The organism is Glutamicibacter sp. BW77 (genome assembly GCF_002332285.1).
In the GTDB taxonomy this organism is placed as follows: domain Bacteria; phylum Actinomycetota; class Actinomycetes; order Actinomycetales; family Micrococcaceae; genus Glutamicibacter; species Glutamicibacter bergerei.
The window spans coordinates 53,678-79,324 of record NZ_NRGT01000048.1 but is presented as its reverse complement, the minus strand read 5'-3'; the positions used below and the strand labels follow the sequence as shown (position 1 = coordinate 79,324).

At 58.5% G+C, this 25,647-nt stretch carries 26 protein-coding genes; 17 read left to right on the top strand and 9 right to left on the bottom strand.

The window, feature by feature from the left end:
- Positions 1–136 precede the first annotated feature (136 nt).
- Positions 137–265 (bottom strand): hypothetical protein, encoded by a 129-nt coding sequence (locus CIK74_RS19140; RefSeq protein WP_256382679.1) that lies wholly within the window; start codon positions 263–265, stop codon positions 137–139.
- 345 nt (positions 266–610) lie between these two features.
- Positions 611–1,075 carry a PhzF family phenazine biosynthesis isomerase gene (locus CIK74_RS06690; protein WP_343251921.1) on the bottom strand — a complete coding sequence of 155 codons (465 nt, stop codon included), beginning with the start codon at positions 1,073–1,075 and terminating at the stop codon, positions 611–613.
- Positions 1,076–1,354: 279 nt separating this feature from the next.
- Between CIK74_RS06690 and CIK74_RS06685 the strand changes: the two genes are divergently transcribed.
- From CIK74_RS06685 to CIK74_RS06675, 3 genes are read left to right on the top strand one after another with little or no spacing between them, the layout of a single operon-like run.
- A complete protein-coding gene (locus tag CIK74_RS06685) occupies positions 1,355–2,770 on the top strand; it encodes an SLC13 family permease (protein ID WP_096255003.1) in 1,416 nt (471 codons plus the stop codon).
- 26 nt (positions 2,771–2,796) lie between these two features.
- Positions 2,797–4,041 (top strand): CaiB/BaiF CoA-transferase family protein, encoded by a 1,245-nt coding sequence (locus CIK74_RS06680; RefSeq protein ID WP_096255002.1) that lies wholly within the window; start codon positions 2,797–2,799, stop codon positions 4,039–4,041.
- A complete protein-coding gene (locus tag CIK74_RS06675) occupies positions 4,038–4,982 on the top strand; it encodes a hydroxymethylglutaryl-CoA lyase (protein ID WP_096255001.1) in 945 nt (314 codons plus the stop codon). The genes CIK74_RS06680 and CIK74_RS06675 overlap by 4 nt, the downstream gene beginning before the upstream one ends.
- Positions 4,983–5,138: 156 nt before the next feature.
- Here the strand turns inward: CIK74_RS06675 and CIK74_RS06670 are convergent, their stop codons facing one another.
- Both CIK74_RS06670 and ffh read right to left on the bottom strand, forming a co-directional pair.
- Positions 5,139–5,942: an IclR family transcriptional regulator gene (locus CIK74_RS06670; RefSeq protein WP_096255000.1), complete on the bottom strand. Its 804-nt coding sequence runs from the start codon at positions 5,940–5,942 to the stop codon at positions 5,139–5,141.
- A gap of 396 nt (positions 5,943–6,338) precedes the next feature.
- Complete coding sequence (gene ffh / locus CIK74_RS06665; protein WP_096254999.1) at positions 6,339–7,904, bottom strand: signal recognition particle protein; 1,566 nt, start codon at positions 7,902–7,904, stop codon at positions 6,339–6,341.
- Between the two features lie 329 nt (positions 7,905–8,233).
- On the opposite strand from ffh, the gene CIK74_RS06660 reads away from it, so the two are divergent.
- The gene (locus tag CIK74_RS06660) at positions 8,234–8,926 is read left to right on the top strand and encodes an alpha/beta fold hydrolase (protein WP_240520481.1); all 693 of its coding nucleotides are present in this window, start codon (positions 8,234–8,236) and stop codon (positions 8,924–8,926) included.
- A 325-nt stretch (positions 8,927–9,251) separates the two neighbouring features.
- On the opposite strand, the gene CIK74_RS06655 is transcribed toward CIK74_RS06660, so the two are convergent.
- Both CIK74_RS06655 and CIK74_RS06650 read right to left on the bottom strand, forming a co-directional pair.
- Positions 9,252–9,800 (bottom strand): DUF6036 family nucleotidyltransferase, encoded by a 549-nt coding sequence (locus CIK74_RS06655; RefSeq protein WP_096254998.1) that lies wholly within the window; start codon positions 9,798–9,800, stop codon positions 9,252–9,254.
- Positions 9,797–10,384 (bottom strand): helix-turn-helix domain-containing protein, encoded by a 588-nt coding sequence (locus CIK74_RS06650; protein WP_096254997.1) that lies wholly within the window; start codon positions 10,382–10,384, stop codon positions 9,797–9,799. The genes CIK74_RS06655 and CIK74_RS06650 overlap by 4 nt, the downstream gene beginning before the upstream one ends.
- Before the next feature lie 690 nt (positions 10,385–11,074).
- On the opposite strand from CIK74_RS06650, the gene CIK74_RS06645 reads away from it, so the two are divergent.
- The 10 genes from CIK74_RS06645 to CIK74_RS06600 all read left to right on the top strand — a co-directional run bounded on the left by CIK74_RS06645 (position 11,075) and on the right by CIK74_RS06600 (position 18,866).
- Positions 11,075–11,998: an SDR family oxidoreductase gene (locus CIK74_RS06645; RefSeq protein WP_096254996.1), complete on the top strand. Its 924-nt coding sequence runs from the start codon at positions 11,075–11,077 to the stop codon at positions 11,996–11,998.
- 63 nt (positions 11,999–12,061) lie between these two features.
- A complete protein-coding gene (locus tag CIK74_RS06640) occupies positions 12,062–12,253 on the top strand; it encodes a DUF6480 family protein (protein ID WP_229677094.1) in 192 nt (63 codons plus the stop codon).
- A 20-nt stretch (positions 12,254–12,273) separates the two neighbouring features.
- A complete protein-coding gene (locus CIK74_RS06635) occupies positions 12,274–12,936 on the top strand; it encodes a cyclodeaminase/cyclohydrolase family protein (RefSeq protein WP_096254994.1) in 663 nt (220 codons plus the stop codon).
- 54 nt (positions 12,937–12,990) lie between these two features.
- Positions 12,991–13,605 carry an NAD(P)H-dependent oxidoreductase gene (locus CIK74_RS06630; protein WP_096254993.1) on the top strand — a complete coding sequence of 205 codons (615 nt, stop codon included), beginning with the start codon at positions 12,991–12,993 and terminating at the stop codon, positions 13,603–13,605.
- 139 nt (positions 13,606–13,744) lie between these two features.
- Entirely contained in the window at positions 13,745–14,275 is a 531-nt protein-coding gene (locus tag CIK74_RS06625; RefSeq protein WP_096254992.1) for a hypothetical protein, read from the top strand.
- Positions 14,272–15,696, top strand: a complete 1,425-nt coding sequence (locus tag CIK74_RS06620; RefSeq protein WP_096254991.1) for an NAD(P)/FAD-dependent oxidoreductase — start codon at positions 14,272–14,274, stop codon at positions 15,694–15,696. The genes CIK74_RS06625 and CIK74_RS06620 overlap by 4 nt, the downstream gene beginning before the upstream one ends.
- A 96-nt stretch (positions 15,697–15,792) precedes the next feature.
- Positions 15,793–16,815: an iron-containing redox enzyme family protein gene (locus CIK74_RS06615; RefSeq protein ID WP_096254990.1), complete on the top strand. Its 1,023-nt coding sequence runs from the start codon at positions 15,793–15,795 to the stop codon at positions 16,813–16,815.
- A complete protein-coding gene (locus tag CIK74_RS06610) occupies positions 16,812–17,018 on the top strand; it encodes a CDGSH iron-sulfur domain-containing protein (protein WP_096254989.1) in 207 nt (68 codons plus the stop codon). Before CIK74_RS06615 ends, CIK74_RS06610 begins: the two co-directional genes overlap by 4 nt.
- A gap of 60 nt (positions 17,019–17,078) precedes the next feature.
- Positions 17,079–18,170 carry a YbdK family carboxylate-amine ligase gene (locus CIK74_RS06605; protein ID WP_170947778.1) on the top strand — a complete coding sequence of 364 codons (1,092 nt, stop codon included), beginning with the start codon at positions 17,079–17,081 and terminating at the stop codon, positions 18,168–18,170.
- A gap of 366 nt (positions 18,171–18,536) precedes the next feature.
- The gene (locus CIK74_RS06600; RefSeq protein WP_240520479.1) at positions 18,537–18,866 is read left to right on the top strand and encodes a hypothetical protein; all 330 of its coding nucleotides are present in this window, start codon (positions 18,537–18,539) and stop codon (positions 18,864–18,866) included.
- 47 nt (positions 18,867–18,913) lie between these two features.
- On the opposite strand, the gene CIK74_RS06595 is transcribed toward CIK74_RS06600, so the two are convergent.
- Both CIK74_RS06595 and CIK74_RS06590 read right to left on the bottom strand, forming a co-directional pair.
- Positions 18,914–19,126 carry a hypothetical protein gene (locus tag CIK74_RS06595; RefSeq protein WP_096254986.1) on the bottom strand — a complete coding sequence of 71 codons (213 nt, stop codon included), beginning with the start codon at positions 19,124–19,126 and terminating at the stop codon, positions 18,914–18,916.
- Positions 19,127–19,285: 159 nt separating this feature from the next.
- Positions 19,286–20,380: a hypothetical protein gene (locus CIK74_RS06590; protein WP_096254985.1), complete on the bottom strand. Its 1,095-nt coding sequence runs from the start codon at positions 20,378–20,380 to the stop codon at positions 19,286–19,288.
- A gap of 261 nt (positions 20,381–20,641) precedes the next feature.
- On the opposite strand from CIK74_RS06590, the gene CIK74_RS06585 reads away from it, so the two are divergent.
- Complete coding sequence (locus CIK74_RS06585; RefSeq protein WP_096254984.1) at positions 20,642–20,833, top strand: hypothetical protein; 192 nt, start codon at positions 20,642–20,644, stop codon at positions 20,831–20,833.
- A gap of 30 nt (positions 20,834–20,863) precedes the next feature.
- Complete coding sequence (locus CIK74_RS06580) at positions 20,864–22,036, top strand: alcohol dehydrogenase catalytic domain-containing protein (protein ID WP_096254983.1); 1,173 nt, start codon at positions 20,864–20,866, stop codon at positions 22,034–22,036.
- Here the strand turns inward: CIK74_RS06580 and CIK74_RS06575 are convergent.
- Positions 22,033–23,022, bottom strand: coding sequence for a Ku protein (locus tag CIK74_RS06575; RefSeq protein WP_096255057.1), 990 nt, complete (start codon positions 23,020–23,022; stop codon positions 22,033–22,035). The two genes, CIK74_RS06580 and CIK74_RS06575, sit on opposite strands and share 4 nt — an antisense overlap.
- Before the next feature lie 158 nt (positions 23,023–23,180).
- Here CIK74_RS06575 and CIK74_RS06570 point away from each other — a divergent pair, with 158 nt between their 5' ends.
- Positions 23,181–25,634 carry an ATP-dependent DNA ligase gene (locus CIK74_RS06570; RefSeq protein WP_096254982.1) on the top strand — a complete coding sequence of 818 codons (2,454 nt, stop codon included), beginning with the start codon at positions 23,181–23,183 and terminating at the stop codon, positions 25,632–25,634.
- Positions 25,635–25,647: the final 13 nt, after the last annotated feature.

Sequence of the window (25,647 nt, the reverse complement as noted above, 5' to 3'; positions counted from 1 at the left end):
CCTCCGAGATGCGTGGTGCCGTACTAAATACTCGTCCCTTAAACGCGACCGAGCCCCCATCCGGCGTCTAACGCTGCGGACAGGGGCTCGATCGGCATCAACTACCGGTGAGGGTGTTGACTAATGTAGATAGTTTTTACTTAGCTGACTTGCGAACCGGATCAGTCACGGTCTCTGCATGCTTCAGCTTCTTCTCTGCACGCTTTTCCTTGATGGACTTGCCAGGTTTCTTCGCGTCGCTTTTGCGTGGTGACTTGTTCGACATAATGTGCCGTCCTTGCCGGAAATGCTCAGCACTTCCAAATGTGGGGAGAGTACCCCTTAAGGTCTACCTTAGGCTAGCTCTGAAAAATTCTCCATAGTTCGGCCACTGGCGCAATATAGTGAACCGTACTTCCCAGACCCTAAACGCTGCTGCGTTATTCTGCATACCTAGTGCCGGTCCTAACTAGAGCTGCACTTCGTCGTTAACGCAGCTTTTGACGTTCCCGCCAACTCAGATGATTCCTTCTTCAACGTCGATATGCACCCGGCCCTCGTACCCGATAGCAGTACCTTGCGCGGCGAGGTAGTGCTGACCGGCGATCTGAGAATCAATCATTCACCGCGCTCACCCGGCATTCAGGCACCCAGTCGCCCGGCCCTCCCATACCGTGTCCGGGTTTAATGCCAGCACTTCTTGCGCGGTAGATAATCTAACGCCAATCCACTGTGGACCGTTGACTAGCCACGAGCTGTCAATGATGCCCTCCCGGGCTGCGCCTATGGCCTGAGCAATTTGCTGAACCAACGGCTCATCAACCGATTCATAGCGGGTTAAAGGTGGCGCCGCGAAGGCAGTTCTCAGGGCGGGATGCCCTGCGAACGGCAACTCCTGGGAAGCGGTGAAAAACCGTACCCGGTAATCGGCCGCAGGATCTGTTGGCCGTTGCAGAAAAGTAGCTTCGGCCAGGTTTGTCCATTTTGCGAAGCGCTGTATTTCGCCCTCGCTCAACCCTTTCGCTCCCTGAACAACAGCCAATGGGTTTCCGCGATACGGCGTGGGTGATTTCGTAAAAGAACCACTCAGCGGCAAGCCCTAGAAGAGTTCGCGACATTCCATCGGGCCCCTACCTGCCGACGAGGATCTAGCGCAAAGGTGCCGTCCGCTACTTGTGAAAATACGCCACTTCCGCTCACCTCGCGCAGCTTACCGGTCGCGTTCATCCGTGCATGATGCCCGCAATTCAAGGTCCGTCACGAATTCGAGCACCACTGAAACGTTGTTTGCATTGTGAGTAGTAACTCATAAGATGGGTTACTAGAATGTGGCGGTCGTCACTACTTCTCGCACTCCCCTAAGAACGGATCAAGCATGTCTGATACCGCGATACTGATAAATACGGCGGTGGCAGTACTGGCAGCAGTGCTGCTGATCGTGAGATTTAAGGTGAACCCCGTCATCGCCTTGATCATCGGCTCCATTTATCTGGGCCTATCCACCGGCTTGGGAGTCACCAAGACCATTGAAACCATTACCCAAGGTTTCGGCGACATCATGGTCGAAGTTGGGCTGCTCGTGGCTTTCGGCGTGCTGATGGGTTCAATTCTCAACGAGACGGGGGCTATCAGTCGACTCGTTGAACACCTACTTAAGACCTTCGGACCCAAACGCTTGCCATACACGATGGCACTTGCGGTGAGTACCGCGCTGCAAACCATCTTCTTGGATGTACTGTTGGTCATCTCCGCTCCGCTGGCCCGTCGGATTGCTCCCAAGATCGGGCAGCACGGTACCGCTCGCATCGCGACCGCTATGGCCATCGCCGGCGAAGTTGGCATCGTGCTCATGGTCCCTGGCGTCGGTGCTGTAGCGCTAGCCGGACTGCTCGGCGTGCCATTTGGCAAGATGATGATATTCGGGTTTCTCGTCGTGGTTCCTACGGTACTGATCTCCGTCGCCATCATGTCCTTCTTCTTCAGCCGCGGCTTCTGGAAAGCCGAAAGTGATGAGCAATTGGTCCTCGGCGATGAAACCGGCACCGGCGCCCGGAAGTTAGAGGCCGCTGGGCAAGACGACAAAGTCAGCACCGGCACAAACGGTACCGCGCCGGCAGCCGTCAACGTGCAGACGCAGCAGCAACGCGAAACCCCACTATTTCTCCTCTTTGTCCCGTTGCTGACTTCGCTCGTGCTGATCGCAGGTGGAGCCATGTCCGAGATGCTGGGCTACGAAGCAGGCTGGATCATGCTCATCGGTAATCCCGTCGTCGCGTTGCTCATCGGTTTAATCGGGACCATCTTGGTTGCACGTTCTGCCGTAGGCCAGAAGGGCGTGGATCGCGGTATCGCCAGCGGGTTCAAAGAAAGCGGGCAGATTCTGTTGCTGACCGGTGTTGGCGGGTCACTAGCAGCCACCGTATCCACTGCAGGGCTCGGTGACATTCTTGGCGGGTTCTTCTCGGCCAGCACCGTCGCCCCGCTGGTCGTTGTCTGGGGCATTGCTGCCTTGCTGCACATTGCCGTTGGTTCCGTAACCCTCTCCGGGATCACGGCGGCCGGCCTACTTGCTCCCATTGCCCCAACGCTGGGAATCGACCCGGTACTAATCGCTCTGGCTGCCGGCTCCGGGGCACTGTTCATGGTCCATGTCACCTCAAACACCTTCTGGTTATTGCAATCCCTGTTCGGGCAGACAGTGCGAGGGGCACTGAAGACGGTCAGCGTCGGAGTCTCGGTAGCGTCCATCGTGGCCCTGGGCATGGTCATGATCCTCAACATCTTTATCTAGTAGCAGAGCATAAGGAAGAACAAATCATGGAAGAAGAACAAATCGCTCCGCTTCGCGGCGTGCGGGTCCTTGAACTGGGAAACTACATTGCTGCACCGACCGCAGGAAGGCTACTAGCCGATTTTGGTGCCGAAGTCATCAAGATCGAGCGCCCCGGCACCGGAGATGAACTGCGCAACTGGAGGCTAAAAAAGGGTAGCGTCTCCATGCTCTACCGAACCATCAACCGCAATAAAAAGTCTGTTGTCCTAGACCTGCGTAGCGAAGCCGGCCGAGCCGCAATTCTCGCGCTGGTCAAGGAGTGCGACATCTTGCTGGAAAACTTCCGACCCGGAACCCTCGAAAGGTGGGGGTTGGGGCCTGAAGTACTCAACGCAGCCAACCCTGAGCTGATTATTACCCGAATTTCGGCATTCGGCCAGACCGGGCCAATGTCTCAACGACCAGGTTTTGCAGCCGTCGCCGAAGCGTTCAGTGGATTCCGTAATCTAGTGGGAGACCCCGACCGCGCACCCGTGAGGGTAGGCGTATCTATCGGAGATTCAATTGCCGGTTTGTACGCTGCCTTCGGCGCTGTGATGGCGCTCTATCAACGGGAAATCACACGCGGAGATCAAGCAACGCTGGCACTGGATCATAGAATTATCGATGTCGCACTGCACGAGGCAATGTTTTCCATGATGGAGTCACTGGTACCTGACCAAAGTGCCTACGGGGAATCACGGACCCGCACCGGCGGACGTATGGAAGGCATTGCTCCATCAAACGCGTACGTCTGCGCAGATGGCACCAGCATTGTTGTGGCCGGCAATGGTGACGCCATCTACCGACGCTATATGGAGGCTATTGGTCGCCCAGAGCTGGGTATCGATCCGAACCTGCAGAGTAATGCTCAACGTTGGGAAGCCCGCGAAATGCTGGACACTGCTATCGGAGCGTGGAGCGCTACCCTTACTTCAGCCGATGCTTTGGAAATTCTTGATGCTGCAGGGGTTCCTGCGGGTCCGATATATACCGCTGAAGATATCGCCACCGAGCCGCAATACACGGCCCGCAACATGATCCAGAAATTTGATGTGTCCACCGGCGAGGAAATACTGGAGAACGTCGGATTCCCTGGAATCGTTCCGGTCATCGGAGGTGCCTCACTGCCCATCAGGTCCCTGGGCCCCGATCTTGGCGAACACACCGAACAGATTCTCGGCCAATTGCTGGGGATGGATAAATCTGAAATCGATGCGGCCACTGCATCCGAAAGGACGGTCTCATGAGCTACTCATTTACCCCTGTTGCCGCCCTGCGTGACGTCACCTTGCGTGATGGGTTGCAGCTCACAGGAAAAATGCTTTCCACCGAAACTAAAATCCGCACCGTACGAGAATTGATTCGACTCGGCGTCAAGGAAATCGAACTTGGCTCCATGGCACGTGCTGATTTGGTCCCGACGATGGCAAACACCCTTGAAGTTGCCCAGGGGCTGACTCCAGAAGAGCTGGAACGCTGCTGGATCTGGGTCGCGACTCCGGGGCATGTCGCCAAGGCTGTCAAGGCTGGGATCCGAAATTTCCAATATTGTCTATCGGTATCCGAAGCGCATAACCAGGCGAACATTGGGCGCAGTACCGAAGCCAGCCTGGATGCCCTCCCGGAAGCTATTCGCTATGCGCAAGAAGCCGGCGGCAGGATCCAGCTGTGTCTCGCCACGTCTTTTACATGCCCTTTTGAGGGCCAAGTTTCGCCGGAGCGCGTTTTAGAAATTGCCAATGATCCACGTGCCAAAGGCACCTGCGACATCGTCATCTGCGACACACTGGGCCAGGCCGTACCGGCACAGGTTTCCTCACTCATTTCGCAAGTACGCGAAACTTCTCCAACACGACGCATCGTCTTTCATGGCCACGATACGTGGGGCTTAGGGGTTGCCAATACTCTGGCGGCTATCTCCGCCGGAGCCACCTTGGTGGATGGTGCCCTCGGCGGTCTAGGTGGATGCCCGTTTGCCCCCGGCGCCAGCGGCAATACCTCCAGCGAAGATATCCTTTTTGCGACTCAGCCTAGTTGGCTAACACCGACGAACTTTGCCGGTCTCGTTGAGCTGTCCGCATCCTTGCTCGGTGAGCTGGGTGAACCGAACCGTTCGAAGTCTGCCCAGGGAGCCCGCTCTAAGGCAGAAGCTTTCGAATGGGTTATCCCTTCCGAAACGATCTCATAATACGAGCCAAACCTCTGGGCTCGGTAGTGATGCCTTTCGGGAAGGCGTTTGGGCAGAAAGTTAGTTAAGATAGTGCCGCACCAGCGGCAACGTAGCTAGCATCAGTGCAATCACCGAGTACGCGGTGGGCAGCAACTAGCTTCTCCATGGCTAGAGTCACGCGGCCGGTCTGTGGGTTTCTCCCGGAAAACGCCCACCGATCAGCCGCGTCATCCGTTCCGCGGTTTCCAGTAGCGGCTCAATCCAGCTTTCACATACCTGGCGTGTCATACGTAATGTAGGTCCGCTGATTGTCACCGCCGCAACTAGCCCAGCCGCCGAATCAAACACGGGCGCAGAAAGCCCTGACGCGCCACTTTCACGCTCCCCCGTGGTGATGGCAAATCCATCAGCACGCGTTTGATCCACGGCTGACTTGAGTTCTGCCATTCCCGTAATCGTGGATTCAGTGAGGGATTCTAAGGATGAAGCAACCAAGCTCTGCATTAGTCCGGGTTTCCAGGCCAAGAGCACTCGCCCAGCCGATCCGGCATGTAATGGCGCCAATGCACCTAAATGCATTTCGCGCCTCAGCGCATGGCGAGTTTCGGCAATCCCCACGCACACCCGGTACTGCTGTTCGGCACGGAACAAGCAGGTAGTTTCGCCAGTGAAATCGCGGAGTTCTGGCAGCGATGGACTGATGACATCGAGTACTTCTTTACCTCGTGTGGCCGGCGCGGCCCAGTAGGCCATTTTCATGCCGATTCGGTACCCGTCACCGTCACGATCCAGAAAACCCTGTTCAACAAGGTTCGCCACAAGGCGTTGCACGGTTGAGACCGGTAGCTGGGTGGACTGCCGAATATCGGACAGGGTCATCACTGGCTGTCTCAGTGAAAATGAATCCAGTATGGCACTGATTTTTCCCAGCACCAGTAGTGGATTCTGTTTTTTTGCAGTGGTCTCAGCCTTGGACATGATTCAGACGCTAGACCATCAGCTCGCGTCAGTCCAGCCACGTGAAAGCAACACTATCCGTGTCCTGTTCGTCGGCTGTCTTTTGTCATCAATCCCTGCTCTGGACCCACAGAAACCTGCCTGAAAATCGCGACCCGGGCAGACGAGACCCTGCGATGTTGCATAGCCTCATCCATGCTTAGTTTTCGACGAGGTACTTGTGCAAAGTTCTCTGAACTAGGCCGCAGAATCTGGGTCAAATAGCCAGTGATGGTCTTTGGCAACTCCACCACACTTGGCATTGCTGGTCTGATTTATGTGTGGATAGTCTTCGGGTAGAAAGCAAAAACCGCGCCTTAAGAACTCTTTCCAGCTCTCAAGGCGCGGTGTGCGGTCACTGTTGTGGCCGTAAGTTTTCTACTTACCCAGGTACTTCTCAAAACCTGCTGGCAGGTTCAAGCTCGAAGGATCAAAGTCCTCCTGCGCGCCCTGACCAAAAGCGGCTCCGGCTGGTGCGGTAGTTTTCTTGTTCTTCGCCTCAAGCTCGGCCTGTGCGGCCTTAGCTGGGTTACCGAACTTCTGCTGCTGCTTCTTGCCCTTGCCCTTGGCTTTCGCCTTACGAGCGGCACCCTTGCCGGAACCTGGCATACCTGGCATGCCGCCGCCGGCGGCCATCTTCTTCATCATCTTCTGCGCTTCGGTGAAGCGTTCGAGCATCTGGTTGACCTCGGAAACCGCAACACCGGAACCCTTGGCAATACGCGCACGGCGCGAACCGTTGATGATCTTTGGTGCCACACGCTCGTGCTGGGTCATCGAGCGGACGATGGCCTCAACCCGGTCAATCTGGCGCTCGTCGAACTGTTCTAGCTGCTGACGGGAGATCTGCGAACCGGGCATCATGCCCAGCAGCTTCTTCATGGAGCCCATCTTCTTGATCTGGGCCATCTGGGCGAGGAAGTCGTCCAGGGTGAAGTCTTCCTGGTCAGCGAACTTCTTCGCCATCCGCTCGGCTTCGCCCTTGTCCCAGTTCTTCTCAGCCTGTTCGATGAGCGTCATCACGTCGCCCATGTCCAGGATGCGTGAAGCCATACGGTCCGGGTGGAAGATCTCGAAGTCGTCTAAGTTCTCACCGGTGGAGGCGAACATCACCGGTTTGCCGGTGATCGAGGCTACCGACAGGGCGGCGCCACCACGTGCATCACCATCAAGCTTGGACAGGACTACACCGGTGAAGTTGACGCCCTCTTGGAAGGCCAGCGCGGTATTAACCGCGTCCTGACCGATCATTGCATCAATAACAAAGAGGACTTCATCTGGGTTGATGGCGGCGCGAATGTTCGCAGCCTGATTCATCATCTCGGTGTCTACACCGAGTCGACCGGCGGTATCCACGATGACAATGTCATGGAGCTTTGCTTTGGCTTCGGCGATACCGTCACGGGCTACGGATACCGGGTCACCGGTGGCGGTATCAAATTCTGAAGAGACACCCGGGTGCGGTGCGTAGACGGGAACGCCAGCGCGTTCACCGTTGATCTGTAGCTGCTTAACCGCGTTGGGGCGCTGCAGGTCACAGGCCACCAGCAAAGGGGTGTGACCCTCGGCCTTCAGGTGCTTTGCGAGCTTACCGGCAAGAGTGGTCTTACCAGCACCCTGCAGGCCGGCGAGCATGATTACCGTCGGAGGGTTCTTTGCCAGGTTTAGTCGGCGGGTTTCCCCACCGAGGATGCCAACGAGTTCCTCGTTGACGATCTTGACTACCTGCTGGCCCGGGTTCAGCGACTCGGATACTTCAAGGCCCAGTGCGCGTTCTTTCACCTGGGCTACGAAGGCGCGAACCACCGGTACTGCGACGTCGGCATCCAGCAGGGCGCGACGAATTTCGCGGGCTGTACCGTCAATGTCTGCCTCGGTGAGGCGACCCTTGCCACGCAGGTTCTTGAAGGTAGCTGTCAGGCGATCGGAAAGTGAATTAAACACGTGCCGGGCACTTCTTTCGATAGGTCGTATGGTGCGTATCAAAAAACCGCACAGGACTCGACTTATAAGAATATCAACAATCGGGCCAGCGACTAACCGCTCCCACACCAACACCTGGATTTTCTTCGAAGATCACTGTGCTTTGGTTCTCGTTTCCAAAGCAAACTGGGAATACCGGCATGCCTCTCAGCCCCCGGCGTTGTGCGTGCCACAATAAAATTGCCAGATGTGCTCGCAAGGCTTGTTTGGTCTGAGACTCAATCGGCATCGGTTGCCAGCTCACAGTGATTCCGCCCCGACAACCACGGTAGGAGTAGAAGGTGAAAAGCATGCTGCAGCGCGGCGAGCAGGCTTTCGCGTGGCTGCTTGACTACTTATATGCCGGCGCTTGGCAGTTGCGTGCGCTGCTGCCTTCGAAGCTTGCAAAGCAGTTGCCCACGAGTAGCGATGCGCAGGTTGAGCAGATTGTTCTTGTTCCGGGTATCTGGGAAAGCTGGCAGTTCATGCTTCCGCTGGCCCGGGATTTGCATCAGGCAGGACATCGAGTGCATGTGGTTCCGGCCCTGGGCTACAACCGAGGTACGGTACCGGCGATGTCCGAAGTCGTCGCTCAGTATCTGGCGAAGGCGGACCTGCAGGAGGTGGTGCTCGTGGCGCACAGCAAAGGCGGTCTCATTGGCAAACACTTGATGGCGGCCTCCACCCAGGGGTACCGGGTCAACCGGATGATCGCGATTAGCACCCCATTTTCTGGATCAAGTTATGCCCGGTACGCGCCGATTCGCAGCTTGCGGGCACTATCCCCCAATGACACCGGGGTACTGAAACTGGCGGCTAACTTGAGCGTGAATGCGCGGATCATTTCCATCTTCAGCCGCTTCGATCCGCATATTCCCGGCGGTAGCGAGCTCGCAGGCGCCACTAATATCAAACTCGAAACCATGGGCCACTTCCGTTTGCTCAATGATCAGCGGCTCAAGCAGGCAGTGTGCGAGCATCTCAGTTCGACGGGCCCCGCGTAGAGCTACCTCAATCTTTTATGTCGCAGCTCCGGGTTGTTTGGGAATAGCTGACTCCTAATGAAGAAGAATGTCGCAGTGGACTACGATCTTGCTGTTGCGTAGGTGCTGGCAGATCGCGAAGCGCGCCACGGCGTGGAATTCCTGAATCCCGAAGTGTTTCTCGCAGAGTTCCCCGTGGCTTGAGCGCACAGGCCTAGATCAAATAGAACTGGCTTATTGCTATAGCCCCTTCACCACCAATGAATATAAGGAAGGCCTCGTGAAGTCAAATACCAAGCACAAGGACGGGGCCGGTTCTTGGAGGCTGCGTCCTGACAGATCCTGTCTAGAGTCGTTTTTGTCGCGCCCGCCCTATAGCTTCTGAAGCCACGATCTGGGCGTCTTCACGGCTGAGCGGTGAATAGGCAATATCGTCGTCACCATACAGATCATCGGCGATCTTTGCAGCCTCAACAGGATCCTCAATGCCCATCTTGGCAACTAAGAAGCTGAGGTCCTCTATGTCGCGCTCTCGCGCCGAATTGAGCTTCATCGCCAGCAGGGTTTCCGGAGAGGCAATATATGCATTGTGTCCTTCACCGAGGCTGACCTTAACCCAGCTGGCTCCGACCGGGATGAATGCTTGGGCGGAAGAGTTCAACCAGTCTCGGTCCAAGTCTCGCTCACCAGCAATCTGGTGGACAACCCGTTCCACATCAGCAGCCGATGAATAGGATGCATCGATATCCTGCGTTACGCGCCGATCCCTACCAGACAGAGCCATGGCGGCTCCCCCGACAAGTCGAAAGGTTGCATTGTGTCCAGCGCTCTCGAGCCTGGAACTGAGCTCCCTCAAGAGGCTTTTAATCTCGTCTAATGTCAGCTCCCGGCTCATGTGATTTCCAAGGAATTGTCTTTAATGTAAATGTTGAAATCAGCAAATATCTTGGGCGTACGTTTTATGGTCAGGCGACGGAACGCCTCCCCCATGTTCCGGGTGTCACTGCCAGGGAACCAGGCAGCGGATAGCTTTTTGCCCCAGCGCGGCATATGTGGTGAGCTTCCTTCTATCACGAGCCGTGCACCTGCAGCGAGCAGAGCGTCGAATTGCTCGCTGCCAGTGGGCCGAGGTTTCTTCAGACGCTCTGGCTTCATCGTTTTCAGGTATTTGAGTGCGTCCATAGCCAGTCTCAAGGCGAATTCTCGATCACCGGCGGACAGCTCCTCGGCAATGTCGCGGGCAGCTTTGTCTAAAACCATCTGCGGGGTTGGATCGGGAGCTCCCCAGATTATTCCCAACGATTTCGCGACCTTGAGCGCCGAACCAAGCTCAATCGAACCCTTACCCGATTCGAGCTCTCCGATGAACTTCCGCGACAGTCCGTTAGATTCGGCCAGAGCTTGCTGAGTTAGTCCGAGCGCGATACGCGCGCCGCGAATAGCCTGGCCAAGAGCTTGCGCTGAATCAATGATCTTCATATAAACATTATGACACCGATCGGATACAAAATGTAAGATGAGAAGCAGCGCCAGTCAACCCAAAATCAGATCGTGTTGATATGTGCCTTGATGTGCGCAGAGCAAGCATTTGTATGACTGGTGAACTGCGACTATGCCAATACTAGGCAATTGCGCGCTCTGCTCCCGTGGAAGTTGGCTAAGCAATTGAGCGCGACTACCGATGCGCATGCCGGGCATGTTGTTCTGCGTTATGGCATCCGGGAAAGCTGGTGGTTCATGATTCTCATCGCAGGCTAGGTGAAGCAGTCAGGACATCGGATGCTTCGGGTCTCAGCCTTGCCCAACAACCGGGGCGACCTAGCACCCGGTCCGATAACGTCTCGAAAGATATGGCAGATGGCGGTCTGCACGAGGTGGCATTGGAGCGTAAGCAATGTCAGGCTGCCCACCATGGGCCACTTCCGTTTGCTCAACGATCAGCAGCTGAAAAAGGTAGTGCGAGAACATTTGGATTCGCCAGGTTAGCCATCCCCCTGAAAACCTGGGGTTTATGCCCTCTTAATCATGCAAGTGCGCCGTACCGCGGACACGGATCAAACCCGTTTCCCGAACGTTCTCCGTGAGTCTTGCCAATGCCTTGAGACCTGCTCTCATGTGTCCTAGCGTGAGAGATTCGAGCAGTTCCGCGCACGAGTAGGAGGATCTCTGATGACTACGCCCGAATCCGCTTCCCAAGGTAACGAGGCACAGCTTTCGCTGGATAACCCGGTAACCCGCCACCCGAAGATTTCACCGCCCAAGCAGGATCAGCCTGAACCCGGGCTAGACGCAAAACTTGAACCGACCGCAGACCATGGTGAAACCTCCTACGTCGGCACCGGCCGGCTCAAGGGCCGCAAGGCTTTGATCACCGGTGGTGATTCGGGTATCGGCGCCGCAGTGGCCATCGCCTTTGCCCGTGAGGGAGCCGACGTTGCCATCGCCTACCTTCCAGCCGAGGCGGAAGATGCCGCGAAGATCATTTCCTTGATCGAAGCCGAAGGACGTGTGGGCATTGGATTGCCCGGCGATCTGCTCGATGAAGATTACCGCAATTCACTGGCCGATATGGTTGCCGAAAAACTTGGTGGACTGGATATTTTGGTCAACAACGCAGGCAAGCAAATTGCGATTGAAAAGCTGGAAGATCTCAGCGATAAGCAGGTTATGGAAACGTTCCAGATCAATATCCTGGCGATGTACACCATCACGCGCGCGGCGCTCAAGCATTTACCCGACGGCGCAAGCATCATCAACACGACCTCCGTGCAGGCCTACGATCCTTCGCCGACATTGCTGGACTATGCCTCGACCAAGGCTGCAATTAACGCATTCACCAAAGGACTCGCGGTCCAGTTGGCTCCGCGCGGCATCCGGGTCAATGGCGTAGCACCCGGACCGATCTGGACACCCCTGCAGGTTTCAGATGGCCAGCCGAAAGACAAACTGCCCAAGTTCGGCCACAACGTCCCTCTGGGACGTGCCGGACAGCCGGTCGAGTTGGCTCCCGCCTACGTATTCCTGGCCTCGGCCGAATCGAGCTACGTGGTCGGCGAAACCCTGAACGTCAACGGCGGCAAATCCACCCCGTAGGAGCTGCTGCGTCCCAAGCACCAGCCACAATGTCCAGATCCATTAGCTGCAAGGATGAATTCAATGACCACCCCTGACCTTCACAAGTCCCCGAATCCTGAATCCAACACCGAAGACGAAGACGCTGCGGCAAGCTCCAACCCTGATCCGGTGGAGCAGAAGATCACCGGGTTGGAACCCGGTGGAGGCGTTCCGCCCGGAGAAACTCCGCCCGGTGAAGGTTCGATGAGCCAGGACCAAGGACATGGCGAATAATCCGCCGGTGATCCCGAGCCATGGATAATACCGAAACCGCCTCGACAGCGAACTCCACCATTGCCAGCTGGATCAATGCGCTGGCGATATCCGACGGGGCTCCGGGTGGCGGGGCGGCCTCCGGAATCATGCTGGCCATCGCGGCCTCGCTGACCTCCATGGTGTGCGGATACACCACCGCGGACGATCAGAACCAGCAAGACGCGCTGTCTTCGATCGATTCCCGGGCGCAACAGCTCAAAAGCAAGGCCTTGGAACTCGGTGACCAGGATGCGGCAGCTACCAACACATTCGGGGCAGCGTTTGGCATGGAGCCCGGTCCCGGCAGGCAGCAGGCCGTTGAAGCCGCCTCGGTTCAGGCCGCTGAGGCTTCGGCCGCGCTAGGTGAATTGGCTATCACGGCCATCGCGGATCTGGCATGGCTTGCCGAACACGGCAATCCGTCACTGATCGCCGACGTGGCGGTGGGGCTGGGGGCTCTGCGCGCCGCAGTCACCGGCGCGCGCACCAACGTCAGCTTCGACCTGTCCAAACTGGCAACCGACGGCACCAGCCTCGCCGAGGTGCACCGGGCGCATCCGCAACTGTGGCAAAAGGTTGAGCAGTTCACTGACGCCCGGGAAGAAATCGACCGGATCACCGCGGGAATCGATCATCGAGCTGCCCCGACCGATGGCCGGTGAAAGCACGCGGCGAACCTCCACGCAAGAATCCACCGACCTTAGGAATTGATTCTCATGAATTCGAACAGCCTGAAAGCACTGATCCTTGTCTGCACCTTGTCACCTTCTCCTAAAAAATCCAGCAGCGACTTGCTGGCACAGCAGGTAGGACAGAAGCTCTCGGAACACGGCGTCCAACCCGAGATTCTGCGGGTTGTAGACTACAACGTCATGCCCGGCGTACTCAAAGACATGGGCGAGGGTGATGACTGGCCCGGAATCCGGGAAAAGATCTTGGCGGCGGACATTCTGGTGCTGGCCACCCCGATCTGGGTTGGCCACCCTTCGAGTGTCGCCCAAAAGGTGCTGGAACGCCTCGATGCAGAACTCTCCGAAACGGACAGCCAGGGACGCCCGATACTGTTCGACAAGGTCGCAATGATGGCGGTGGTGGGCAATGAGGATGGGGCTCACCACGTGATTGCGGACTTGTCCCAAGGACTAAGCGACGTCGGCTTCAGCATCGCTGCGCAGGGCTCCACCTATTGGGTTGGCGAGGCGATGCACACCACCGATTTCCAGGATCTCGAGCAGACTCCCGAGGTCACCGCCAACGCCACCGATATTTCAACGCGCAATAGTGCGCACCTCGCCGCGTTGCTCAAATCCCAGCCGTTCCCCAGTTCCTAGCCACCGGCACGACCAGGCTCCCAGAATTATGGGAATTACCGGGCAATCGAGGCGAGGCCTTGGAATAATCCGGCAAGCAACATAGCGTACGACCTACCAGCCAGCCGCAAGCTGCCCCACTGAGCGAAGGAACACCGTGATGGCGCACCACCTAATCGACCAGGAAAAACTGCACAGGTACCTAAGCCAGCATCTGCTGGGCTCCGAATCCGGGCTCAATCATTTTGAAGCGGCGAAAGATACCTGGGCCGGAACCGCGCATGAGGAGCGCTTCAACTCCTTGTGGAAGCAAGTCGAAAAAGATCAGCAGGATCTGGAATCGCTCATGGACCGCTTAGGTTTCAGCCGCGGACCCCTGGCGCAAGTCGCCGCTCCGGTGGCGAAACTTGCCGGAATGGTCAACCCGTTCAACCCCTTCAGGCAGCGCAAGATCTCGGCAGCGCAGGTTCAGCTGGACGTGCTCACCGGGCTGCTTAATGCCAAGTTGCGCATGTGGCAGACGCTGCAATTGATGGTTGGCGAAGAACCCCGGCTGGACCGGGCGCTGCTGGAAGACTTGGAGCAACGTGCAGTGTCCCAGATCAGCCAATTGGTTTTGCTCAGCGATGAAACCTGGGAGGACCGCTTCGCCCCCGAACCCACGGAGGGCAGCGCTGGAGGAGGCAAATGACGCGCAGGGCTAATATCGTCGGCGCCGGACCCAACGGTCTGGTCGCCGCGGCGGTGCTTGCCGAACAAGGCTTTGAGGTGCAAGTCTTCGAGCGCAACGCCAAACCCGGAGGCGCTGCCGCCTCAGGCAACACCTTAGGTGATGGCATCGTGGTGGATCTGGGTGCCGCCGCCCACCCTTTCGCCTTCGGATCCCCTGCCTTCAGGCACTTCAACCTGACCGGGCAGGGTCTGGAATGGAAATTCCACGACTACCCGCTGGCCCACCCGCTTGATGGCGCCGATTCGGTGCTTCTGCATCAGGACCTGTCCGAGACCGTCAAGCAATTCCCAAAGGACTCGCGCGCGTGGCAGGCACTTCATGCACCGCTGATCGCCCGCCCGCACGACACCCTGGATAATGCGACCAGTCCGCTGCTGGGCATTCCACCGCACCCGGTGCTCATGGCGCGCTTCGGATTGCGCTCGCTGCCACCAGCCAGGCTGCTTGGTGCCGCAGCATTTCGTACACGCGAGGCCAAGGCGCTGTTTGCCGGCTCCAGTGCGCACTCCATGCTGCCACTCGAGCATCCCTTTACCTCCGGCTTCGGAGCGCTTTTTGGCGCATTGGGCCAGTCGTGGGGCTGGCCGGTGGCCCGCGGCGGGACCGGCAGCATTATCGAAGCCCTGCTCAAGGTCCTCCAGGCACTGGATGTGCAGATCCATACCGGCACGCACATCACCGATATTGCCCAGCTGCCACCGGCGGAGCTGACCTTCCTGGACGTCACCCCGCGCCAATTACTGGATATTGCCGGATCCCGATTGCCTGCGCACTACCGCAAGCAGCTCGAACGCTGGCGCTATGGCACGGCAGTGTACAAGGTTGACTACCTGCTCGATGGCCCGGTGCCGTGGAGTGACCCGCGCACGGCCAATGCGGGGACGGTTCACGTGGTCGGTGAGGCTGGAGAACTAGCCCAAGCTGAACGCGAAGTAGCGGCCGGACGCATGCCGCAGCGCCCCTTCGTGATGGTGGTTCAGCCCTCCTCTGCCGATGAAACCCGAGCCCCTGCCGGGCAGCAGGTGATCTGGTCTTACGCACACGTGCCGCAAGGGTATACCGGCAACGCGGGAGAACTGATCGATGCGCAGATTCAACGCTTCGCACCGGGATTCAAGGACCGGATCCTGCGCCGGGCAGAAACCAGTCCGGCACAGCTTGAAGCATGGAATCCGAATCTGGTGGGCGGGGATATCGGCGGTGGATCGCTGAGCGGCCTGCAGCAGTTTGTGCGTCCTACCGCGTCGCTATCGCCTTATCGTTTGGGTGTGCCGGGGCTGTATCTGTGTTCTTCCTCCACCCCGCCCGGCGGCGGGGTGCATGGCATGGCCGGCTGGCATGCGGCGCACCAGGCACTCAGAGACCTGAGGCGAAGCTGAGAGAATTCCGGGAGCCGGTGGGAGGAATCAAACGGTGATGGCACATTGTTCTAGGCTGTGTTCCAACAATCCCTGTAGCACGTGAGGAATGGACCCATGAAACTTCCAGCGCACCGCGGACCGGCTAGCGCCCTGCTGTTCGAAATCCTCGGACAGGACGATCTCTCACCTGATTTGCAGGGACTCAATGAGGCAGCCACGCTGGCATTGCCAGATACCGATATCCTCTATGACGAAGACCTGCAGCTGTGTCTTTTTGCCCTGTACGAATTGCACTATGCAGGCTTCGATGAGGTCAGCGACCGGTGGGAGTGGCATCCGGGATTGCTCGCGTTCCGTGCCCGGCTGGAAGCCGCCTTTGAATCCCGGCTGCGCGAAGCCGTCGGCAGTATCACGAAAGTTCCCGGCACGGCCGAGGAAGTCGCGATGGAGCTCTTCGAGCTGGCAAATTCCTCGCAAGGCCGCTCAGTCGCCGACTTCGTCTCGCGTCACGCCAGCATCGAGCAGGTGCAGCAGTTCCTCATCCAGAAGTCCATTTACCAGTTGAAAGAAGCGGACCCGCATACCTGGGCCATCCCCCGGCTCACTGGCCGGGGCAAGTCCGCTCTGGTGGAGATCCAATTCGACGAGTACGGCAGTGGGCGGCCGGGCAAAATGCATAGCGAACTCTTCGCCCAGACCATGGCGGGGCTCGGCCTTGACACTGGCTTCGGCGCATACATCAACGCCATTCCGGCGATCACCTTGGCTTCGGTTAACATGATGTCGCTCTTCGGTTTGCACCGCCGGCTGCGCGGCGCCATTGCAGGACACCTGGCCATTTACGAAATGACTTCATCGATTCCCAGTTCGCGCTATGCGCGGGGGCTGCGCCGTCTGGGGTTCGGCACCGAGGTGACCGAATATTTCGACGAGCATGTGGAGGCCGACGCGGTCCATGAACAGATCGCCGGCCGCGATCTGGCCGGCGGGCTGATTGAAGCCGATCCGCAGCTTGGCCCAGCCGTGTTCTTCGGAGCCCGCGCGGTGTGCTTCATGGACGAGCTGCTCGGCCGCTGGCAAATGGATGCTTGGGACCAAGGGCGCAGCTCGCTGCGCGCCGGGGAGCTGTCCAGATGAGTGCGTCCGAGCCGGAGGCAAGCATTGTGGTCTGCCCGCGCGGACCGTTGCTGGTGCGCGGAGATTTTGAGATTCTTGATGCCGCGGGCCAACCCGTCCCGCGCACCCGCGGCACCGTTGCCCTGTGCCGGTGCGGAGCCTCGGCGATCAAGCCGTACTGCGATGGTTCGCACAAGCTCAATGACTTCGAGAAGAACAGCTAAGTTGCGCGCTGCAGCGACGCCGGCACCTCAATTGCCCGTCCCCCGGAACGAAGGCGCATAGTGTCCAGAACTTTTGGCATCGAGGAGGAATTTTTCCTCTTTGACGCGCACACCTACAGCTTGGCCCCACTGAACCCGGAAGAATCCACACAGCTGCTCGAACTTAATACGCAGGTGCATCCGGGCAATGTGCAGACCGAGTTCCTGGCGGCGCAAATCGAGATCGCGACGGCAGTCTTCCAGGATGCCGAGCTGGCTGTGGAGCAATTGCGTGCCACCAGGCAGCTGCTGCAGGCACGGTGCCAGCAGATCGGGGTCTTTCCCGCGGCGCTGGGTACGCCACCGGCCTTGCCTGCCCAGCCGGCACGGATCACGGACGCCAGGCGCTACGATTTGGTCCAGCAACTGGTTCCGGGACTGGCCGCCGAGCACTACCTCAGCGGAATGCATATCCATATCGGCATCCCGGATCTCCAATCCGGGGTGCGCGCGCTCAATGGGCTTCGGCCCTGGCTGCCGGCACTGATCGCGATGAGCAGCAATTCCCCGTTTTGGCGCGGGCAGGATACCGGCTTCGCCTCGTGGCGCACCATCCAGTATCGGCGCTGGTCCATCAATGGGATTCCGCCTCATTTTCCTGATGCCGCGAGTTATCGAAGCCATCAACAACTGCTGCTTGGCTCGGAATCGCTGCTGGACGCGGGGCATATCGGCTGGAGCGCACGGCTCTCGGAGAAGTTCCCCACGATTGAAATCCGGGCCAGCGATGTGCAGATGACCAGCGGTGAAGCTGTGGCGCTGGCGGTTCTAGTCCGCGCGGTGGTGGATACTGTGCTCGATCACCCGCCGGTGCCGCCGACAGCTTCTTCCGAGGCGCTCCAGCTTGCCCTCTGGCAGGCAGCCAGATCTGGGCTGCGGGGCAAGCTGCTTGAGGCTAGTACGGGTGAAAATGTCCCAGCCATGGATCACGTAGGAACGCTGCTGGACTATGCCTCCGGCGCCCTGCGGGCCAATGGGGATGAAAGCCGGGTGCAGGCCGCGGTGGCCAAGTGGCAGGAAAACGGCACCGGGACCCCGCGCCAGCGTTCGGCGTGGTTATCAGGCGGCGACAAAGCGGTGCTGGATTTGGCTCGCGAGCACTTCGGCCAGTGAATACCCAGGATCATTCGAGCTCGAAACTATTCTGGGACTGAACGCACTGCTGACTAGTTGCGATACAACCTGAAAATTACCTGAGAATTCGGGAACTGAGTCAGAAATTTTGCGTCGCAAGTGATAATTTCTTGCCATGCTCCTGTTGATTCCCTTTGCAGGCACATGTCCTGCCTCGGTGAACCGGAGCGTGCGCAGCACTGCTCAAGTATTTTTGGAAGTATCGTCTAGAAGTGGAGGGTAGTTCACATGCCAGGCCGGCTAGTCAGGTCCCAGACCGCGCATCGTGTCGCACAGTTGCTGGGATCAAGAAAAGGAAGAGAACATCTCGCGGCATTCGGCTGGAAGCCGGGAATGCCTGTGATCATGACGCAGCCGTCAGAAAAGCTGGATGATGTCATGGGGCTGGTTTCAGTGCATCAGGGGCCTGTGCTCGTGGCTATGACTGAGCCGAGCACCGATGACTTGAGATTTCTGCATATTTCCGAGCCGTCGCCAGCCCTGATGGTGGTCGAACCGTGCCGACAAGATCACGCGATCAACAACCTGTTCGAGCAGGCAGAGCGTGCAGGTATGTCGATGTTCCGCGTGAAGTACTGGAAGTACAGCGCGGTGGCCCACACTATTCCGGTCTTTGACTACGAGGCGCATTCTTTCCCTCAGCCTGAACAGGCCAAAATTTCGGGAGAAAGCTAAGCGGCATCTGCCTCTGCTTAATAGGCATTAGCCGTCGTCTGCGGCGGCTAATGCCTATTGAGCCTGCCAGAAACTGACACCAGTTCCAGAACCAGCTGGACCTCCGCCACCCGGGAGTCCCAGTAAGCCTTGTCCAACCCGAATCCCCGCGTAGCGTCCGCCGCCTTGGTGCGGAAATCATCACGATAGTCTTCCAGTGCGTTCACCAAGTCGGCGAGCTGATCTTTGGTCAAGGAAAGATGAAGGATCTGATTAGGCATGCGATTGCCTCCTGCCTGTGTGGGCCCTGCTGGGTTATTCTTTCGTCCCGCTTTCAAGATACGAGGCTACGCCCCCGATTTTCTCGCTGCACGGACACTAAGGAGATTGCCAGATTCCTGTTGCTCGCCTCCAAGACGCTGGTATTTTCCCGTAAAGACTCAGGGCTCTTCAGCGTCGGAGGACCCAAACTCGATATTCCGCCGCTCGAATTCGCGGTGGCTGAAGGTAGCGCGCTGCACCGACTTGACCTCATCAAAGCTTGAACCGATAGCGCCGCCCAAGGTGCCTAGAGAAGCCGCCAGCCACGCGAGGTTCAGGTATTCGCTCATAGTTGCTTCATGACCCAGTTCAAAAGATAAGAATGCCTGATCAATGACCACGAGCGAACCGACCAGTAATGCGATGAACAATAGGGCGTACATGGCCGCGGCCGCCAACGCGACCGTGAACACCGTGGCGATATTGTAAAGCAGCAGTTTCTCCCGCCGCCGTGCCCCTTTGGGGCGCTCCCACAAGCGGTTGTGGAACAGCAGCCAAGTGGTGAGCACCAAGATGCTCACCACCGTAATCAGCACCAGTCGCCTGAAGCTGAGGTAATCGGCCATGGACCAGATGCTCGTATAGAACACACCGAATGCTCCGGTGGCTGCCGCGCCCGCCAACGCCGAGGAAAGCCGCGGCACTAAGCGCCACGGCCGGTTGCTGAGGATCATGCCAACAACGAGCAGCACCCGTCCGCGCAAGCCCTCAATGCTGTCATAGTGGTCCCCCGAGTCAGCGGAGTCCTCGATACGCACTTGAACACTTAACACCCGGCCCAGCGAGGTAGGCCGGGTCGGCGGCTTTCCTCCGCCGGCCAGCTCATGCAAGGCCTGCACAAAAAATCTGACTACCGCACGCCGCCGCGGCACCCCCATGCTGGGCAGCACCAAGGTGGCGGCGCCGTGTGCCTCGTTGATAATAGAGCGCACGGGCTGACCTCGCTCATATTGCGGCACGTCGGTCAGGTAGATCACGAATTCCCAACCGTACTTCTCGCGCAACCTGGCCACGTGCTTATTGACAATCACCTGGCCAGATTCGTTCATGGGCAGCGACACCGGATCGACCTCGATCACCCATCGAGTCCCGTCTTCATATTTTTCATTCAGCACCGTTTCCAGTCTGCTGGCCACCCGGTTCGCCAGCGATTGCGCGATGCCGGGATCTGCAAGCAGACCCACTGTGCGTGTATCAGTCTCGGTCTTGTCCATGGCGCACCTCCGAATTGCTTGAGCGCTAGGGCGCGCTGAGCAACACCCTAGAGATTCGGCCCGGCTCAAGCCAAAGACTTCCAGCAAGTTCGCAGATTCAAAGGCCAAAACCGGCCAAAAAACCCCGAAATTCCGGACTTTGAAATTCACAGGTAATGCCAACGCGTTCACTCTTGTGCCAGTGCGCGAGCTCTGGAAGTGTCGGTGATATCCAGCGGCTAGCGCGCTTGCGCACGCCCCTTCTCAAGATAAGGACAAAACATGTCGTTCATGGATAAGGCAAAAGAAAAATTCGAGGAAATCAAGGACCGGTTCGACGCCCCGGACAAGCCAGGAGTCGGTGAAGAAGAGTCCTCGGACGCCGGAGCGGGCCTGCCTGCTGATCAAGAGCCGGCTATCGGCGCTGATCCTGATCTGGATCCCTCAACCAAGGACCAATACGAAACCGAATAACTTTCCCATGAAGTTTTAGGAGGCAGACATATGAAAGCACTGACGTGGCAGGGCAAACGCAGCGTTTCCTACACCGAGGTTCCGGATGCACGGATCCAGGACCCCAAAGATGCGCTGGTGCGCATCACCTCGACCGCCATCTGCGGTTCGGATCTCCACCTCTACGAGTTGCTTGGACCTTACATGCATTCCGGTGATGTACTGGGCCATGAAGCCATGGGAATCGTCGAGGAAGTAGGCAACGAGGTCACCGGCCTCAAGGCCGGGGACCGCGTAGTCATTCCCTTCAATATTTCCTGCGGGCATTGCTGGATGTGCCAGCGCGGCTTGCAGTCCCAGTGCGAAACCACTCAGGTACGCGAGTTCGGCAAGGGCGCTGCATTCTTCGGATACTCCGAGCTCTATGGCCGGGTGCCCGGTGGCCAAGCCGAATTCCTGCGTGTCCCGCATGCCGATTACGGTGCCATCAAGGTCGGCCACGAGCTGCCGGACCACCGCTACCTTTTCCTCTCGGACATTCTGCCCACCGCATGGCAGGGCGTGCAGTACGCCAATGTTCCCGACGGCGGCACCTTGGCCGTCTTCGGCCTGGGTCCGGTGGGGCAGCTCGCCGCGCGCATTGGCACGCATCTGGGGTATGAGGTCATCGGCATTGATCCGGTAGCCGAACGCCGCACCATGGCCTCGCGCCATGGCATCAAGACGCTGGACTTTGCCAAGGACACCGTCGGTGAGCTGCGCGGAATCACCGGACGCGGTCCGGATGCCGTGTTGGATGCGGTTGGCATGGAAGCCCATGGCTCCCCCGGCGCGGCGTTGCTGCAGTCAGCCACCGGGCTGCTGCCGGATGTCGTTGCGCAGAAAGCCATGGAGAACATGTCGGTGGACCGTACCGTGGTGCTCCATGCAGCGATCTCGGCGGTTCGCCGCGGCGGGACGGTCTCGCTCAGCGGCGTCTATTCAGGCGCGGCTACTCCGATGCCTATGCTGGAAATGTTCGACAAGCAAATCCAGTTGCGCCAAGGCCAGTGCAATGTGCGCTCGTGGACCGAAACGCTCATGCCTTTCACCGAGGACCCGAAGGATCCGCTGGGTCTCGATGATCTGGTGACCCATCAGGTCTCCTTGGAACAGGGTCCGCAGATGTACGAGACCTTCCAGAAGAAACACGACAAATGCATCAAGGTGGTCATGACCCCTTAGGCTTCTTTGCGTTTGTCCGTTGCCGAGGAGGCCTTCTTCTTCTTTTGAGTCGTTGGGGCCTTCTCGGTTTTCTTTGCCGTGGAACTGCCCGTCTTGGCGGACGTGGACTTCTTGGCCGGAGATTTTTTCGCCGGCTTGGCCTTGGCTGCTTTTTCCTTGGCCGGTTTTTCCTTGGCCGGTTTCGCCTGGCTGCTTTTCGAAGACTTCGAGTCGATGCTGCGTTTAAGTGCTTCCATCAGATCGATGACCTCTCCCCCGGAATCCTCGCCGGATTCTTGCTGGCCGAACGTTGCATCGGTGTCCAGTGCCTCGCCCTCGGCGAGCTTCGCCTCGATCAGCGTGCGCAGCTGCACCTGATAGTCATCCTCGAAATCTTCCGGGGTGAAGTCGGCGCTGAACTGCTCAACCAGCGAGGCAGACATTTTCAGTTCTTGGGCACTGATCCGAGGCGATGTTTCCGGCACTGCAAAGTCGGCGGCCCGGATTTCATCAGCCCACATCATGGCCTGCAGCACCAGCACTTTGTCGCGCACGCGCAGCACGCCCAAGCGTGTTTTCTGGCGTAGCGCAAACCTGACGATCGCGGTTTTCTCCGTGTCTTCCAAGGTGCGCCGCAGCAGTTCATAGGCCTTCGGGGATTTCGAATCGGCTTCCAGATAGTAGCTGCGCTCCAGAGTCAGCGGATCAATTTGTGCGGCCGGAACAAATTGGACCACTTCGATTTCTCTGCTCTTCTCCGCCGGCAGGGCATCCATCTCTTCATCGGTTAGCACCACGGTTTGCTCGCCATCGTCATAGGCCTTGTCGATGTCCTTGTAGGAGACTTTCTCCCCGCAGATTTCGCAGCGCCGTTGATAGCGGATCCGCCCTCCGTCTTTCTCGTGGACCTGATGCAGGTCGATATCGTGGTCGCTCGTTGCCCCATAAGCCTTGACCGGGACGTTTACGAGTCCGAATGCAATGGATCCTGTCCAGATAGCCCTCATGGGTCGAGTGAACCAGATAGCCTGCGGCCATGGCAACGGCTGCGCGGTTTTGCCAGGTTTTGCGCATTGCTCCAGATCAAAACACAAAGCTTCCTAGGAATACTGGAATATGGGCTCTGGCTAAGGCACATTGGGCTGGGTAGGCAAAGGAGCGGCAGATGGGCAAGAACGGGCAAACAGTATCGGTCCAGGGGCGAACCTTGAAGGTGAGCAGCTTGGACAAGGTCATGTACCCAAGTACCGGAACCACCAAGGGCGAAGTGCTCGATTATTATGCCCGGGTGGCGACCAGCCTGATTCCCCATGCCATGTGGCGTCCGGCAACCCGCAAACGCTGGGTAGATGGCGTAGGCACCGAAACCTCTCCCGGTGCTGTGTTCTTCCGCAAGGATCTGGAAGATTCCGCCCCAAGCTGGATCCCCACGGCCAGCATCACCCACAGGAGCGGTGTGAGTGTTTACCCGCTGGTCAACGAACCGGCCGTACTAGCGTGGCTGGGCCAGGTCGCCGCCTTGGAAGTGCATGTCCCGCAGTGGAAATTTGACAGCTCACTGCAACCGCAGAACCCCGACCGGCTGGTCTTGGACTTGGACCCCGGACCCGGGGCGGGATTGGCCCAGTGCGCCCAGGTGGCGCTGCTCTGCCGGGAGATCCTGGAAGGCATGAACATGGAATGCTATCCGGTCACTTCCGGTTCCAAAGGCATCCACCTGTATGCCGCACTGGATGGAACGCACACCTCCGAGCAGATCTCGGCGGTCGCCAAGGAGCTGGCGCTCTCATTGCAGCGCGAACATCCGGATCTGGTGGTGTCCAGCATGAAACGCTCGCTGCGCGAGAACAAGGTCCTGGTGGACTGGAGCCAGAACAACGCAGCGAAAACTACCATCTGCCCCTACTCGCTGCGCGGCAGGTTGCATCCGACGGTCGCAGCCCCGCGCACGTGGGAGGAAATTGCGGATCCCAAGCTGGCGCAGCTGGATTTCCGCGAAGTCCTTGAACGCGTGGATGCCGGGCTCGAACCGCTGGCGCCATTGGGTACCTTGGCCCCGCGGGCAACCGACAGGCTGGAGACCTACCGGTCCAAGCGCGACGCGCAGCGGACTCCGGAACCCGTGCCCGAATTTGAAGACCGGCTAGCGGAATCTGGCGATGCCGCCAAGGCATTTGTGATTCAAGAACACCACGCACGCCGCCTGCATTGGGACTTCCGCTTGGAACACGACGGTGTGCTGGTCTCCTGGGCAGTTCCCAAGGGTCCGCCATTGGCCGAAGGCATCCGGCGACTGGCCGTCATGACCGAGGACCACCCCCTGTCTTACGGAAGTTTTGAAGGCAGCATTCCCAAGGGAGAATACGGTGCCGGAGAGGTGAGCATCTGGGATGCTGGCAGCTGCGTCATAGAAAAATGGTGCGAAGACAAGGAAGTCATCGCGGTCCTTCACGGGCGCGAAGACGGCGGGCTGGGCGGGGTCCCCCGCCGCTTTGCGCTCGTGCGCGCGCAGGGTATCGGCGAGAAGAAGAACTGGCTGCTGCAGCTGATGCGTGAGCAACCGGAGCCCGGTACCCGCGTAGCGCCGCCACGTTCGGTCCGTGCCGAAGAAACCGCCAGACGTAAGCCAGCAGACCTGGGCAAGGATTTTTCGCCCGCCCCGATGCTGGCGAGCATCGGGGAACCCAATGAGCTGGGCGCAGCCACAGGTTGGAGCTTTGAAATGAAATGGGATGGTTACCGGGCGCTGGCCACCGTGGGTGAGGACAGCGTCTTCCTGTCCAGCCGCAATGGAAAAGATCTGAGTGCTCATTTCCCCGAGCTGGCGCAGCTGACCCGTTTGGCACCTGCCGGATCCATTCTCGACGGCGAGATAGTAGCCCTCAATTCTGCCGGCCGTCCGGATTTCTCCTTGCTGCAGCAACGGCTTTCCGCTAGCCGCAAGTCGCTGCGGGCGTCCAAGGAATTACCTGCCGTCCAGCTGCTGCTCTTCGACGCGATTGCGCTTCCCGATCCGGAGTCAGGGCGGATGCAGGACCTCACGGGACTTCCTTATCATGAACGCCGCCAGCGGCTTCAAGCACAAGTGTCCGTTGACAATCATGTGAAAATCCCGCAGGCGCATCCCGGCTCCCTGGACGCTGCGCTGGAAACGAGCCGCGAGCTGGGCCTTGAAGGCGTGATGGCCAAGGAAACTGATAGCCGGTACGAAATGGGCAAGCGCAGCCGCAGCTGGCTGAAGCTCAAGCATGAACTGCATCAGGAAGTTGTGGTCATCGGCTGGCGCGAAGGCAACGGTTCACGCTCCGGCAGTCTCGGCTCGCTGCTGCTGGCAGTACCTGAGAATGGACAATTGCGCTATGTGGGACGCGTCGGTACCGGTTTCAGCGACAAGCAATTGTCAACGGCACGTCATCGGCTCGACACCGTGATCCGCAAGACCCCGGCAGTTCAAGGAATTCCTGCCGATCATCGCCGCGATGCCCACTGGGTCACCCCGAAATTTGTGGCCGAAGTGCGCTACAGCGAGTTGACCCGCGAAGGCCGGCTGCGCCATCCGGTGTGGCGCGGCTGGCGTACGGAGAAGTCTCCCGACGAAGTTACCTGGGAGCACCCCTAAAAATTTTGACCAT

What these genes read in the sequence shown, in the direction of transcription:
- CIK74_RS06680 (WP_096255002.1), top strand. Translation starts at nt 2,797, where the DNA reads ATGGAAGAAGAACAAATCGCTCCGCTTCGCGGCGTGCGGGTCCTTGAA.
- CIK74_RS06615 (WP_096254990.1), top strand. Translation starts at nt 15,793, where the DNA reads ATGAAACTTCCAGCGCACCGCGGACCGGCTAGCGCCCTGCTGTTCGAA.
- CIK74_RS06580 (WP_096254983.1), top strand. Translation starts at nt 20,864, where the DNA reads ATGAAAGCACTGACGTGGCAGGGCAAACGCAGCGTTTCCTACACCGAG.
- CIK74_RS06595 (WP_096254986.1), bottom strand. Translation starts at nt 19,126, where the DNA reads ATGCCTAATCAGATCCTTCATCTTTCCTTGACCAAAGATCAGCTCGCC.
- CIK74_RS06660 (WP_240520481.1), top strand. Translation starts at nt 8,234, where the DNA reads ATGCTGCAGCGCGGCGAGCAGGCTTTCGCGTGGCTGCTTGACTACTTA.
- CIK74_RS06620 (WP_096254991.1), top strand. Translation starts at nt 14,272, where the DNA reads ATGACGCGCAGGGCTAATATCGTCGGCGCCGGACCCAACGGTCTGGTC.
- CIK74_RS06670 (WP_096255000.1), bottom strand. Translation starts at nt 5,942, where the DNA reads ATGTCCAAGGCTGAGACCACTGCAAAAAAACAGAATCCACTACTGGTG.
- CIK74_RS06645 (WP_096254996.1), top strand. Translation starts at nt 11,075, where the DNA reads ATGACTACGCCCGAATCCGCTTCCCAAGGTAACGAGGCACAGCTTTCG.
- CIK74_RS06635 (WP_096254994.1), top strand. Translation starts at nt 12,274, where the DNA reads ATGGATAATACCGAAACCGCCTCGACAGCGAACTCCACCATTGCCAGC.
- CIK74_RS06655 (WP_096254998.1), bottom strand. Translation starts at nt 9,800, where the DNA reads ATGAGCCGGGAGCTGACATTAGACGAGATTAAAAGCCTCTTGAGGGAG.
- CIK74_RS06630 (WP_096254993.1), top strand. Translation starts at nt 12,991, where the DNA reads ATGAATTCGAACAGCCTGAAAGCACTGATCCTTGTCTGCACCTTGTCA.
- CIK74_RS06650 (WP_096254997.1), bottom strand. Translation starts at nt 10,384, where the DNA reads ATGAAGATCATTGATTCAGCGCAAGCTCTTGGCCAGGCTATTCGCGGC.
- CIK74_RS19140 (WP_256382679.1), bottom strand. Translation starts at nt 265, where the DNA reads ATGTCGAACAAGTCACCACGCAAAAGCGACGCGAAGAAACCTGGCAAG.
- CIK74_RS06600 (WP_240520479.1), top strand. Translation starts at nt 18,537, where the DNA reads ATGACGCAGCCGTCAGAAAAGCTGGATGATGTCATGGGGCTGGTTTCA.
- CIK74_RS06610 (WP_096254989.1), top strand. Translation starts at nt 16,812, where the DNA reads ATGAGTGCGTCCGAGCCGGAGGCAAGCATTGTGGTCTGCCCGCGCGGA.
- CIK74_RS06585 (WP_096254984.1), top strand. Translation starts at nt 20,642, where the DNA reads ATGTCGTTCATGGATAAGGCAAAAGAAAAATTCGAGGAAATCAAGGAC.
- CIK74_RS06575 (WP_096255057.1), bottom strand. Translation starts at nt 23,022, where the DNA reads ATGAGGGCTATCTGGACAGGATCCATTGCATTCGGACTCGTAAACGTC.
- CIK74_RS06685 (WP_096255003.1), top strand. Translation starts at nt 1,355, where the DNA reads ATGTCTGATACCGCGATACTGATAAATACGGCGGTGGCAGTACTGGCA.
- CIK74_RS06625 (WP_096254992.1), top strand. Translation starts at nt 13,745, where the DNA reads ATGGCGCACCACCTAATCGACCAGGAAAAACTGCACAGGTACCTAAGC.
- CIK74_RS06640 (WP_229677094.1), top strand. Translation starts at nt 12,062, where the DNA reads ATGACCACCCCTGACCTTCACAAGTCCCCGAATCCTGAATCCAACACC.
- CIK74_RS06570 (WP_096254982.1), top strand. Translation starts at nt 23,181, where the DNA reads ATGGGCAAGAACGGGCAAACAGTATCGGTCCAGGGGCGAACCTTGAAG.
- CIK74_RS06675 (WP_096255001.1), top strand. Translation starts at nt 4,038, where the DNA reads ATGAGCTACTCATTTACCCCTGTTGCCGCCCTGCGTGACGTCACCTTG.
- CIK74_RS06590 (WP_096254985.1), bottom strand. Translation starts at nt 20,380, where the DNA reads ATGGACAAGACCGAGACTGATACACGCACAGTGGGTCTGCTTGCAGAT.